General features: G+C 65.4%; 13 protein-coding genes. 5 read left to right on the top strand and 8 right to left on the bottom strand.

The window, feature by feature from the left end:
- Positions 1-119 precede the first annotated feature (119 nt).
- The gene (locus tag NX784_RS23630) at positions 120-461 is read right to left on the bottom strand and encodes a DUF4124 domain-containing protein (protein ID WP_258819129.1); all 342 of its coding nucleotides are present in this window, start codon (positions 459-461) and stop codon (positions 120-122) included.
- A gap of 153 nt (positions 462-614) precedes the next feature.
- Here NX784_RS23630 and NX784_RS23625 point away from each other — a divergent pair, with 153 nt between their 5' ends.
- From NX784_RS23625 to NX784_RS23615, 3 genes are read left to right on the top strand one after another with little or no spacing between them, the layout of a single operon-like run.
- The gene (locus tag NX784_RS23625) at positions 615-1448 is read left to right on the top strand and encodes a gluconate 2-dehydrogenase subunit 3 family protein (RefSeq protein WP_258819128.1); all 834 of its coding nucleotides are present in this window, start codon (positions 615-617) and stop codon (positions 1446-1448) included.
- The gene (locus tag NX784_RS23620) at positions 1448-3220 is read left to right on the top strand and encodes a GMC family oxidoreductase (protein ID WP_258819127.1); all 1773 of its coding nucleotides are present in this window, start codon (positions 1448-1450) and stop codon (positions 3218-3220) included. Before NX784_RS23625 ends, NX784_RS23620 begins: the two co-directional genes overlap by 1 nt.
- Positions 3217-4302, top strand: a complete 1086-nt coding sequence (locus NX784_RS23615) for a c-type cytochrome (protein ID WP_258819126.1) — start codon at positions 3217-3219, stop codon at positions 4300-4302. Before NX784_RS23620 ends, NX784_RS23615 begins: the two co-directional genes overlap by 4 nt.
- A gap of 264 nt (positions 4303-4566) precedes the next feature.
- Here NX784_RS23615 and NX784_RS28975 read toward each other — a convergent pair whose 3' ends face one another.
- From NX784_RS28975 to NX784_RS23605, 3 genes are all read right to left on the bottom strand, one after another.
- On the bottom strand, positions 4567-4848 hold the full coding sequence (locus NX784_RS28975) for an Imm63 family immunity protein (protein ID WP_370662967.1): 282 nt from the start codon (positions 4846-4848) through the stop codon (positions 4567-4569).
- A gap of 219 nt (positions 4849-5067) precedes the next feature.
- On the bottom strand, positions 5068-5469 hold the full coding sequence (locus tag NX784_RS23610; protein ID WP_258819125.1) for a hypothetical protein: 402 nt from the start codon (positions 5467-5469) through the stop codon (positions 5068-5070).
- 1 nt (position 5470) lies between these two features.
- On the bottom strand, positions 5471-6307 hold the full coding sequence (locus NX784_RS23605) for an alpha/beta hydrolase family protein (protein WP_258819124.1): 837 nt from the start codon (positions 6305-6307) through the stop codon (positions 5471-5473).
- A gap of 227 nt (positions 6308-6534) precedes the next feature.
- Between NX784_RS23605 and NX784_RS23600 the strand changes: the two genes are divergently transcribed.
- Positions 6535-6780: a hypothetical protein gene (locus NX784_RS23600; protein ID WP_258819123.1), complete on the top strand. Its 246-nt coding sequence runs from the start codon at positions 6535-6537 to the stop codon at positions 6778-6780.
- 81 nt (positions 6781-6861) lie between these two features.
- Here NX784_RS23600 and NX784_RS23595 read toward each other — a convergent pair whose 3' ends face one another.
- Complete coding sequence (locus NX784_RS23595; protein ID WP_370662966.1) at positions 6862-7851, bottom strand: DMT family transporter; 990 nt, start codon at positions 7849-7851, stop codon at positions 6862-6864.
- 207 nt (positions 7852-8058) lie between these two features.
- On the opposite strand from NX784_RS23595, the gene NX784_RS23590 reads away from it, so the two are divergent.
- A complete protein-coding gene (locus tag NX784_RS23590) occupies positions 8059-8376 on the top strand; it encodes a hypothetical protein (RefSeq protein WP_258819121.1) in 318 nt (105 codons plus the stop codon).
- Here NX784_RS23590 and NX784_RS23585 read toward each other — a convergent pair.
- The 3 genes from NX784_RS23585 to NX784_RS23575 all read right to left on the bottom strand — a co-directional run bounded on the left by NX784_RS23585 (position 8373) and on the right by NX784_RS23575 (position 11232).
- Positions 8373-9131 carry a helix-turn-helix transcriptional regulator gene (locus NX784_RS23585; RefSeq protein WP_258819120.1) on the bottom strand — a complete coding sequence of 253 codons (759 nt, stop codon included), beginning with the start codon at positions 9129-9131 and terminating at the stop codon, positions 8373-8375. The two genes, NX784_RS23590 and NX784_RS23585, sit on opposite strands and share 4 nt — an antisense overlap.
- Positions 9132-9440: 309 nt before the next feature.
- A complete protein-coding gene (locus NX784_RS23580) occupies positions 9441-9800 on the bottom strand; it encodes a YXWGXW repeat-containing protein (protein ID WP_258819119.1) in 360 nt (119 codons plus the stop codon).
- A gap of 106 nt (positions 9801-9906) precedes the next feature.
- Positions 9907-11232 carry an ATP-binding protein gene (locus NX784_RS23575; RefSeq protein ID WP_258819135.1) on the bottom strand — a complete coding sequence of 442 codons (1326 nt, stop codon included), beginning with the start codon at positions 11230-11232 and terminating at the stop codon, positions 9907-9909.
- Positions 11233-11245: the final 13 nt, after the last annotated feature.

The following is an 11245-nucleotide window of genomic DNA, read 5'->3' as shown; positions in this document are numbered from 1 at the left end:
ACGCCGTCCACGCGTCCAACCGACGCTGGCTGAACGCGTGGAGTCATTGAGTCCGGGGGACTCAATGACGAGCCGTCCACCCTACGGCCGGGCGCTGTTTTCCCTCGCGGACACTCCACCTAATTCAGACCCGCCAGCCGCGGCCTCGCATCCTGCAGCATCAACATGCGCCGCGCTTCCTTCAACGTGGCAACGTCGCGCGCCAGCTTCACGGGCGCCGCAAGATTCGGCTTCTTCCATGCCACACGGGGCAGCTCCGCCGCGGGCAACACGTGGCGCTCGCGGTCCGGCGCACCGGTGTCGCGCGCCAACGGCACGCTGGCGGAACCGGACGCGCAAGGCTGGTCCGTCAAAGTGACGTGACCGTCGCTGTCCACACATTTGACGATCTCGCCGGCCAATACCGGCCCCGCCAGTAGTGCGGCGGCGATCATGCTCAGCAGTCTAACTGGGCGCTTCATGATGTTCTCCTGTGCTAGGCTCGAATGGTGCCCGTCGCGGCCGGTTCCATCTGTTCGGTGCCTCACCCTGTCCGCATCAAACGTCGGCGGACTTGGCCGAACCTTTGGCAGGTATCCCATTCCAAGCTTCGAACCCATCCGAAAGGATCGACGATGGAGAAACTCACCCGGCGTACCTTCTTCAAGGCCGCAGGCGCCACGGCTGCGGTCGCGGCGGCCAAGGCCCATGCGCTCGCGCCCGACGAAGCCACCCATGCGCATGGCGCCGCCGCCACACCGGCACCGGGTACACCGACCCAGCCGGCGTACCTGTTCTTGCGTCCCGACGAGGCGCGCTTCGTCGAAGCGGCCGTCGCGCGCCTGATCCCGCTCGACGGCAACGGCCCCGGCGCACTCGAGGCCGGCGTGCCGAACTACATCGACCGCCAGCTGGGCGGCGCATGGGGCGCGGGCGAGCGCCTGTACCGCAGCGGACCGTGGCAGGCGGGCCTGCCGGGGCAGGGCTATCAACTGCCGTTCACGCCGGCCGAGTTGTTTCGCAACGCCATGCGCGCGGTCGTCGACGACGTGCACAAGCGCCTCGATACGACGTTCGACAAGCTGTCCGGCGCCGACCAGGACGCGTACCTGGAAGCGCTGCAGACGGGCAACCGCGACTTGAACGGCGTGCCCGCCCACACGTTCTTCGAATCGCTGCTGGCGCTGACGATCGAAGGCTATTTTGCCGACCCGATCTACGGCGGCAACAAGGACATGGTGTCGTGGAAAATGATCGGCTTCCCCGGCGCGTACGCGAGCTTCTACCACCTCGTCGATCAGCACGGCATCCTGTTCACGCGTCCGCCGATGAGCATGGGCGAGGACAACCGGCGCATGGTCCACATCCAGCCCGTGTCCGCGCAGCCGAAGGCCGTCGGCCCGAATCCCGTCGCGGGCACGCCCGAGGTGCCGCGTGGCGCGGTGACGAAGAAGAAAGGGGGCCGCTGATGGCCACGCGTCTCAAGGAAGTGGATGCCGTGCTCGTGGGCGTGGGCCTCGTCGGCACGATGCTCGGACGCGAGCTGACGAAGGCGGGCCTGAAGGTCGTCGGCCTGGAACGGGGCAACGCGCAGTTTACCGTTCCCGACTTTCAAGGCCCGCACATGCACGACGAGCTGCGCTACGCCGTGCGCAAGGCCTTCATGCAGGACAACACGAAGGAAGCGATGACCTTCCGTAACAACGTGGACCAGGTCGCGTTGCCCATCCGGCGCTGGGAAAGCTTCCTGCCCGGCACGGGCCTGGGTGGCGCGGCCGTGCACTGGAATGGCCAGACGTACCGCTTCCAGGACGACGAATTCAAGATGCGCAGCCACAGCGAGCAGCGCTACGGCAAGGGCTTCATCGATGCGGAGCTCAACGTGCAGGACTGGGGCGTGACGGCGTCCGACATGGAGCCGTACTACGACCGCTTCGAATACCTGCTGGGCACGAGCGGCCTGGCCGGCAACGTCAAGGGGCAGAAGATCGCGGGCGGCAATCCGTTCGAGGACCCGCGCTCGCGCCCGTACCCGACGCCGCCGATGAAGGAACCGTACGGCTCCGCCATCTTCCGCAAGGCGGCGGCAAGCCTCGGCTACCACCCGTTCCCGCAGCCGTCGTCGAACCTCAGCCAGCAATACACGAACCCCGAAGGACTCACCCTGCAGGCGTGCATGTTCTGCGGCTACTGCGAGCGCTTCGGCTGCGAGCACTACGCGAAGTCGTCGCCGCAGACGATCCTGCTGCCGGTTCTCCTGAAGGACAAGAACTTCACATTGCGTACGCAGTCGCAGGTGCTGCGCATCAACCTCGCGAAGGACAAGAAGACGGCCACGGGCGTCACCTACGCCGACGCGGCCGGGCGCGAATTCGAGCAGCCCGCCAAGCTCGTCATCCTGTGCTCGTTCGCACTGAACAATGTGCGGATGCTGCTGCTGTCCGGCATCGGCCAGCCTTACGATCCGAAGACGGGGCAGGGCGTCGTCGGACGCAACTATGCATACCAGACGATGAGCGCGGTGCAGGTGTTCTTCGACGAATCCGTCAACATCAACCCGTTCATGCGCTCCGGTGCGAACGGCACCTTGATCGCCGATTTCGTCGGCGACAATTTCGACCATGGTCCGCACAAATTCATCGGCGGTGCCTATTTCGGCGACGTGATGACGAACGGCCGCCCCATCGAATTCCACCCGACGCCGCCCGGCACGCCGGCGTGGGGCGCGAAGTGGAAGGAGGCCGTCGTCCGCCATTACAACCACACCGTCGTGCTGAACGTGCACGGCAGCTCCATGTCGAGCCGCAACAACTATCTCGACCTCGACCCCACGTACAAGGATGCGTGGGGCCAGCCGCTGCTGCGCATCACGTTCGATTTTCCGGCAAACGATCTGCGCATGTCGGCCTACGTCACGGACAAGGCGCTCGGCGTCGGCAAGGCGATGGGCGGGCGCCAGGTCGCCGGCTCGGCGCGCAAGGGACCGTACGGCGTCACGCAATACCAGACGACGCACAACACGGGCGGCACGGTGATGGGGCTCGATCCGAAAACGAGCGTCGTGAACCGCTACCTGCAAAGCTGGGACGTCGCGAACTTGTTCATCATCGGCGCGTCGAACTTCCCGCAGAATGCCACCTACAACCCGACGGACACCGTGGGCGCGTTGGCGTACATGTCCGCGGAGGCCATCGTCAATCGCTATCTGAAGGCGCCGGGTCAGGCGTTGGTGCAGGCATGAAGACGACGTCGCTCCGCTATGGCGCCATCGCGCTCGCACTCTCGCTGCTCGCGGCCTGCCACCGCGGCGGCCACGTTCCCGACACGCCGAAGGTGCAGGCGAACCATCCGGTCGCGGCCGCCCCCGCGAACCCGCCGCCAGCCGAGCCGGGCGCGCAAGGCGGCGCGGGTAACCTCGCCCAGCAGAACGCGGGCGGCGGAGAAGCGAACGCGCTCGGCCTGCCCGGCGCGGCCGCGGCGCCCGCGCAAGGCCAGCCCGATGTGCAGGCCGGACAGCAGCTCGCGACGAATGGCACGCAGAACGGCGTGACGGCCTGCGTGGGCTGCCACGGCGCGCAGGGCGAGGGCAACGCGGCCGGCGGCTTCCCGCGCATCGCGGGCCAGTCGGCCGCCTACCTCGGCAAGCAGTTGGGCGCGTACGCCAATGGCGCGCGCGTGAACCCCATCATGCGGCCGATCGCGCAGGCGATGAACGCGGTGCAGATCCGCGACGTCAGCGCCTATTATGCGTCGCTCGGTGATGCGCCCGCCGCCGCGCCGGCCGCTGCGGCGGACGCGGGCGGCGCCAAGCCTGCCGCCGGGGGCCTCGACCGCGGGCGCATGTTGTCAGCCGTCGGCGACAGCGCGCTGGGTGTGCAGGCCTGCGCCAACTGCCACGGTCCGGGCGGCGTGGGCGACCAGCCCGTGTATCCATACCTGGCGGGCCAGCACGCGAACTACCTGACGGCGGCGATGGCGGCATGGAAGAACGGCGCGCGCAAGACGGACAGCAGCGGCCAGATGACGCACATCGCGCAGTCCCTGGCCGATGCCGACGTGGCGGCGCTGTCCGCCTACTTCAGCGCGCAGCCGGCACCGCCGTCGGCGGCGAAGTGGGTCAACATCCCGGCGGGCTCCAGTCAGCATCCGGCCGTGGCGGCAGCCACGAACGCACCGGGACCGCGCGGCACAGGCGGCTCGACGGTGCGCACGACGGGCACGGAGCAGGGCGCCGCGACGACGGGCGGCGCGCAGGGACCGGGCGGAGGCGGCGGCACGCAGGGCACGCAGCCGCAGCAGGAGACGCCACCGCCGCGGCACTGAGCGGGACCGGAGGCGGCGCGGCGCGCGACGTGAGCCAACGAAAGGTTTGATATGTTGGTGACGTCTTTGCGCGTGTCGGACTGTCTGTTATTGGCCTGTCGCGCCCGGTTCCTGCCGTCCGCTTCTTGCTACAGCCTCCTGCGCGGATCACAAATGCCGGCGCCCAGGAAATGTCTGGGGCGCATTGTCGAGCCGGGGAATCCTTTAGACGCTCACCAAAGCCACGACAGCTGGTGTAACTTGTTGTCTGACCGGATGGCCTTATCATTCGTTAAGTGGGAACGTTCGTAGAATATGCTCGTGCTCAGCTTTTAATCTAAGTCCCCACGCTGGCCTCAGCGATGCCATCAAATTCTCTTGGTAAGGGAACCAGACAGCCCGTCCGTCACCAGTCGATCTCCGATTGCGCAGCTCGTATGATGTAGCTATGGAGAAGGTGACGCCTTTAAGGAGCAGATACAGGACTTGATCTCTACCGAGACCAGATATCCTTTCGATTTCTGAACCTCGCTCTGTGACCACGTACTCGAACTTTCCGGATTTCATCTCAACGTGGGGCGCCCCATCGTGCTGGGGTGTCGTATGAAACGCTTTGTAGTACGGTTCTGCATCAAGGTGTGCAACCAATGAGCGAAATTCCGCTTTAAGCGCCGATAAGGTCGGTTCTTCCATCGTAATTCATTCCAATGACACGGTCATCCGATCTGGACAACCGGAGGTTTGCTGGCGGCCGATTTCAAAGAGGACACGGCATGCAAAAGATGCTCAGGCGACTAAGTAACCAATGGCCGTGACTGAGTACTGTTGCCCCTCAGACTGGATCTTCACCACCACAGTTACTTGGTCGGCGCATCGGTAAGCGAACCTACCACCGAGAGGATAACTTTCAAGCACATTGCTATAAACGAAATTGCGACGGGAAAGACAGGCTAGGTAGTCGAGCAACTCGGTTCTATTTTCTGCCGTGACTCCGCAAATTTTATGTTCAGCCGAAATAACAAGCGGCTGCTTGCCTTTAACGCATTCACGAAAGGTTTTGAGTGCTAGTTGAGTCTGCTCAACAGAAGGTGGGGCGACGCGCGGAAGCTCAGCCTGACTGCCGATAGCAACAGTGAGCAGGAGCACGCTTAGAACGGACCGCTTAACGGTGGAACTGTTGATCAGCATGTCAGTGCGGCAAGCCTGCTAGCCATTGATTGATTTCTCCAAGCACTTTGTCTTCGATTCCAAGAAAGCCGTGTGGTGAGTGCCCGCTGCATTCGGCCTGCCTGTCACCGCCGCCGTCGGTCGATTCGACGGCGATGAAATTGAAACGATTTTTGTCGGCCAACTGCTTCGCACCGTAGAACATGGCTGCCGGGCAAGCGTCATTGCGGTTTGATAAAACAAGTACGCGAAGCTTCGTTCCATCTGCCGTCAGGCCGGAGACACCCGCTCGGTCCTTGCGGGCAATCGACACAGGCGATGTCAGCACAAATGCGTCCGCAAGACCCGGATTGCGTTCAAGCACGTTTCCAACGGAACTCGTTCCACGGCTGGTCCCGACCAGCGCGATTCTTGACGAAGGGAAGCGCTTCCGAAGCGCCTCGACCGCTGCTTCAACGTCGCGCAGCGAATCCTTGGTATGACGAAATCTGTCCTCGATGCCGTTCGCGTAATCGGAAGGCGTGTCGATCATCACGGCGGCGTTACCCTGCTGGACCCAATATGAAGCGGTTCTGATCAGGAAATTCCCGCCAAGGGTGGTCGGCCCGTCGGCTTTCAGATGCAAGGCGCCGTCATCACCGGCGAATAGAACGATGACCCATGGCGGCGTCGCGCCCGGCGCTTGAACGTAGAGACTTTCGGTGACCCCATCACGGGTCGGCACGGTCAACAATTCACCAGCTGGCACCGCCGCATTACCCGTCGGCGCTTGCGGTTCGCCTGCCCATGCTGTGGCCGCGAATAAGATCACCAAGCCAGCGACAATACGCTTCATTTGCTTTGTTCGAATATTCTGCATAGATAATCTCGCCGCTTTAGAGCGCCATAAGGCTCGTTGACCAGCATAACAGGTTGCAAATGGGGAAAACTCACGGACGATCACGATTGGTCATCTTCGCCGCAGGATGACAGTCATATCGGCGGTGACAATCCGCGTATTTTCGACCTGGTCCGATCGTTATGATGTCAGGCGTGGGAGCATTATTCCTAATGCACTCATTCGCTAATACCTGAGTTGGAGAACACATGCACTGGAACGATTGGCCTATTGTCTGCTGGATACTCGCGACGCTCTTGTGCCTTCTGAAACGAAGATGGATCGATGCCTTTTCGTCTGCGTGCTTCGCTGCCTTCACGCTGTTCGACAGAATGTCGCCGACTGCGGTCCCCGCCCAACTGAAGTGGATTTTCTTTCTTGTTGGCGCGATCGTCATCGCCTCCCAGGTCGGGAGAGAGTATCGGAAATACAAGGAATCTTTGGTCGCCAAGTAGAGCTCCGCTTAATCCACGCGCGGCTATTGTCGTCCAGTGCTTGATACTCGTAACGTCACCTCAACCGCAGCAGTGATCGCTTCAGCGCGCCCGTGTTTCAAGAATTTTCTCGCCATTGCGTTTCCTCGTCGGTGGGTTGCGCGAACCTGCGCGCGGGCGCACCTCCCCCCGATGCGCCCGCGCGCACATGATAACGCCGGCGATCAGCAGGGCGAGCGCGGGCCCCTCCAGCGGCGTCGGCCAGCGACCCTCCCACAGGTAGCCGTACAGCGACGCGAAGATCGTCTCGAACACGATCATCTGCCCCGTCAGCGCAAGCGGCAGCGCGCGGCTCGCGATGTTCCACAAGCCATTGCCCAGCACGGAACAGAACAGCGCCATCGCCCCCGCGAGGCCGGCGAAGCGCAGCCAGTCGCCGCCCGCATGGACGAGCGTGTCGCCGTAAAACGCGGGCACGGCCAGCACGATCGCTTCAATCCCCGTGACGACGCCCGTCAGCAGGCTCCAGTCCTGCGCCGACACGTGCGCGAGCCGGTCCAGCCAGCGGCTGTTGCTGACGGCATAGGTCGTCCACGAGACGAGGGCGCCGCCCGCGCAGAGCAAGCCCGTCAGCGAGCCCCAACCGGACGACGCCAGCGTCTGCCAGCTGATGCAGACGAGCCCGGCTGCGCTGCAGGCCAGCGACGGCAGCAGTGCGCGCAGCGACGGCGCGTGCTGCGCGCGGCTGCCGACGAGGGTGACGGCAAGCGGCAGCAGGCCGATCACGAAGGCCGTCATCGCGACGCCGCCCGTCTGCACGGCCTGCGCCAGCAGAATGTAATAGAGGATATTGCCGATGAAGCTGAGCCAGGCGAGGGCGCGCCACTCGGTCCAGCCCAGCGCGCCCTGCAACCGGCGCCAGGACGGCGCCACGAGCACGGCGGCGACGAGGCCATATGCGAGGTAGCGCCCGGCCGCCAATTGCAGCGGCGGGAAATTGGCAGCCAGCTTCGGCGCCAGGAAGACGAGGCCCCAGAACGCGCCGGCGACGATGCCGGCCGCGACGCCTAGGAAGGTGTTGTGGGTGCTCACGGGTGGTGCTCCAATGCGGAAAGCCGCCATTGTCCGCGCGGCGGGGCGGCTCGTCTTGGCATGGGCTGCTGGATTCTTGACCCGGTCTCGCTCACCGTTGTTGTCAAATTGGTCTAGGTAATTTCCTCACGGAAATGTTAAGATTATGCATCGCGCATCGGCGCCATCGTGCGGCGCATACCGCGCGCACAGCATCCCAGAACGATCATGTCAGTCAAAAAAGCCGAGCCCAAACCACCATTCGATTACCTCGTGTGCCTGGACGTCATCGTCGTCGCCTGCATCCTCGTGATCGCGGGGCGGCCCGACGGGCTGGCGATCACGGTCAGTGCGATCGTCGTGGCGGCGTGCGCGCTCGTCTACCGCTGCACGGCCGGTGCGGCGTCGTACGTGGCCGGTAAATCGCGTGTGCCGGCAGCGCCGCCAGAGGTCGATCGGGCGTTCGCGCCAACGACGTACGAGGCGCCGCAGGAGACCATGACGGTCGACGCAAAAAAATCGTCCTGGCTGCGCGAAGACGATTAACGATCGGACGCATCGCCCGGACACATCCCGACGGCGTTCGCGCGGCGGTACACCCCCGGCGTCATCCCCGTCGCGTCGCGCAATGCCCGCGTCAGCGCGGTCTGGTCGGAAAATCCGGCCGCCAGCGCGATCTCCGCGATGGGCCGTGACGTGTCGGCCAGCCACGCGCGGGCGCGCGCGAGGCGCACGTCGCGCAGCCATGCGTGCGGGCTCGTGTCGAGCTCCGCGCGGAACAGCGCGTGCAGCCGGCTGACGGAGAGGCCGGCGCTCCTGGCCATCGCGTCCGTCGTCCATGCGAGGCCGGGCTCCGCCTCGACGCGGGCCAGCAGGGCAGCGAGCCGCGAGGCGGGGCGGGGCGCGTCCAGCGCGAGCGTGTCGAGCAGCAGCGGCACCCAGCCCTGCAGCAGCGCGGGCCGTGGCGCGGCCTGCGCACGCATCACGCCCATGAATTCGACGAGCTTGCGCGCCCCGGGGCCCAGCGTCATGAACGGGCGTTCCAGCAGGCGGTCCCAGGCCGGGTGGGACAGGGCGGCCGCGTCGATGTCGAGAATCAGCGATTCGTTCGGGCCGTGTGCGCACTGCGCGTGCCAGGCGCCCGGCGCGACGCAGGCGCCGCGCAGCGGGTCGAGGCGGTCCTGCCGGCCTTCGACGTCGAGCAGCACGGCGCCGCCGAGAGGCAGCACGAGCTGGGCGTAGGCGTGGCGGTCGGAACCGGTGTCGGCGCCGTAGCTGCGCACGTGCAGGGAAGTTTCCATAACCCGCGAGTCTAGCATCGATGGGTCGGTGCTGATTGTCCGACCAAGCCTACACGTCGACGAGAAAAAATAAAGGCCGCTGCCCCTTGCAGGCCAGGCCATCGTCCCAATTTGCCATCCTGTTACGGCGGTCCGGCGCTCCGGCGCTCTTCCGCCGGTCTCCTCTGTCTCCTCCAAGTGCAAACTTGGATTTACCGCCCGGCGCAGCGATGCGCGGGCGGTTTCTTTTATGTGGACGTGAAAAGGGCGGCATCCTCGCGGACACCGCCCCCGTCGTGGACCCGGTCAGCGTGACCTGGGCTCGTCCGCTCAGCCGCGGTTCGGATTGTTCGGGTGCGCATCCTCGCGGTTCGGGATGCCGTCGCCGTCGCGGTCGCCGCGACGCCAGCCGCCGCGCTCCATCACCCAGTGGCCGTCGCGTTCAGTCCACGTCGGCACATGGTAGACATAGCCGCGGCGCTCGCGCAGCCATTTGCCGGGAACCCAGACGTGGTGGCGGTGGCGCCATTCCCAGTGACCCGGTGCCCAGACGTAACCATGACGCGGCGCAGGTACCGCTTCCTCGCGCGGCGGCGGCGGTGCGGTGCGGATGACGATGTCGGCGCTCGCGGGCAGCGCGACGCCGCCGAACGAGCCGGCGATCAGTGCGGCAATCAACAGTTTTTTCATCTTGGCCTCCTCGAAAGTGGTTGTACGCCGACTGTACTGCCGCGTTGCGGGCCGGACCGTGCGGCGGCGCGCATAACCGTGCAAGTCGAGGTGCCGGGAAGTAAGATCAGGTGGCGAGCGGTAGCGCGAACTGCAGCACGAGGCCGCCGCCGTCGCGGTTGCGTACCGTGAGCTCGGCATTGTGGCGCGTAATGACGCGCTCGACGATCGCCAGGCCCAGGCCCGCGCCGTTGGCCTGGCCGCGGGCGCTGTCCAGGCGGGTGAACGGGCGCAGCAATTGCTCGATCTGGTCGTCCGGCACGCCCGTGCCGTGGTCGTTGATCTCGACGACGGCGCGGCGGCCGTGGCCCGTCATTTTCACGTGCAGGGCGATGTCGATTTCCGTCACATCCGCGCCCGGCGTCTTGCCGTAGCGGCGCGCGTTCTCGATGACGTTGTTGATCACGCGGCGCAGGTCCGTCGCGTTGCCCATCACGTGGACGTCCGGCTCGACGTCCGTCGTCGTGCGCACGTCGGCGATGCGGCCCGCCGCGTGCGCGCAGTCTTCCAGCAACTCCGACAGGTTGACGGCCACGAACGTCGCGCTTTCCGTGGGGCGCGCGAAGTCGAGGAACTGGCCGATGATGGCGTCCATCTGGGCGATGTCCGATTGCATGCCGGTGCGGGCCTCGTCCGACAGCGGCGCCATTTCCACTTCCAGTTGCATGCGCGCGAGCGGCGTGCGCAGGTCGTGCGAGATGCCGGCCAGGATGATCGCACGGTCCTTCTCGAGCTGCTGCAGGTCGTCGACCATCTGGTTGAAGCTGCGGTTCGCCTCGGTGATCTCCTGCGGTCCTTTTTCCGGCAGCGGGGCGGGGCGCTTGCCCTGCGCGATCGCGCGCGCGGCCGCGGTCAGGCGCGCGAGCGGCAGGTTCACGAGGCTCGAGATCAGCGCGGCGCCCAGCAGCGACAGCACGCCGACGACGGTGGCCCAGCCGAGCCATTGCACGCGCGTGAGGCCCGGGAGCTTGTCGCGCTCCAGCATGAGCCAGTACTTGTCGCCGTCGATGTCGAAGCTGACCCAGAAGCCGGGAATGTCGTTGACCATGCGCGAGAAGCGCGTGTCCGGCCCCAGCTTGTCGCGCACGATCGCGGCCACCTCTGGCATGAGCGAATTCGGCGGCGGCGGTTCGACGCTGTCGGTCGGCTTCACGTCGTAGATGCGGATGCCTTCGTTCGACACGAGTTCGAACAGCAGCTCGCGCCGCAGGTCGGGCGCGGAGTGCGTCAGCGCGGCCTTCGTGATGGTGACGACGGAGACGAGCAGCTCGGCCGTCTGCTCCACCTGCGGTCCGCGCTGGAACACGTTGAGCATGCCGATCCACGAGGCCATCGACAGCCCCGTGAGCATGGACAGCAGGAAGAAGGTGCGCCAGAACAGGCCGCTTTTCATCCTGCCGATCAGG

This window comes from Massilia pinisoli, assembly GCF_024753285.1.
Lineage (GTDB): Bacteria > Pseudomonadota > Gammaproteobacteria > Burkholderiales > Burkholderiaceae_D > Telluria > Telluria pinisoli.
Note: the sequence above shows the minus strand (reverse complement) of the source record. Positions and strands in the feature narration are given on the sequence as shown.

What these genes read in the sequence shown, in the direction of transcription:
- NX784_RS23630 (WP_258819129.1), bottom strand. Translation starts at nt 461, where the DNA reads ATGAAGCGCCCAGTTAGACTGCTGAGCATGATCGCCGCCGCACTACTG.
- NX784_RS23625 (WP_258819128.1), top strand. Translation starts at nt 615, where the DNA reads ATGGAGAAACTCACCCGGCGTACCTTCTTCAAGGCCGCAGGCGCCACG.
- NX784_RS23620 (WP_258819127.1), top strand. Translation starts at nt 1,448, where the DNA reads ATGGCCACGCGTCTCAAGGAAGTGGATGCCGTGCTCGTGGGCGTGGGC.
- NX784_RS23615 (WP_258819126.1), top strand. Translation starts at nt 3,217, where the DNA reads ATGAAGACGACGTCGCTCCGCTATGGCGCCATCGCGCTCGCACTCTCG.
- NX784_RS28975 (WP_370662967.1), bottom strand. Translation starts at nt 4,848, where the DNA reads ATGAAATCCGGAAAGTTCGAGTACGTGGTCACAGAGCGAGGTTCAGAA.
- NX784_RS23610 (WP_258819125.1), bottom strand. Translation starts at nt 5,469, where the DNA reads ATGCTGATCAACAGTTCCACCGTTAAGCGGTCCGTTCTAAGCGTGCTC.
- NX784_RS23605 (WP_258819124.1), bottom strand. Translation starts at nt 6,307, where the DNA reads ATGCAGAATATTCGAACAAAGCAAATGAAGCGTATTGTCGCTGGCTTG.
- NX784_RS23600 (WP_258819123.1), top strand. Translation starts at nt 6,535, where the DNA reads ATGCACTGGAACGATTGGCCTATTGTCTGCTGGATACTCGCGACGCTC.
- NX784_RS23590 (WP_258819121.1), top strand. Translation starts at nt 8,059, where the DNA reads ATGTCAGTCAAAAAAGCCGAGCCCAAACCACCATTCGATTACCTCGTG.
- NX784_RS23585 (WP_258819120.1), bottom strand. Translation starts at nt 9,131, where the DNA reads ATGGAAACTTCCCTGCACGTGCGCAGCTACGGCGCCGACACCGGTTCC.
- NX784_RS23580 (WP_258819119.1), bottom strand. Translation starts at nt 9,800, where the DNA reads ATGAAAAAACTGTTGATTGCCGCACTGATCGCCGGCTCGTTCGGCGGC.
- NX784_RS23575 (WP_258819135.1), bottom strand. Translation starts at nt 11,232, where the DNA reads ATGAAAAGCGGCCTGTTCTGGCGCACCTTCTTCCTGCTGTCCATGCTC.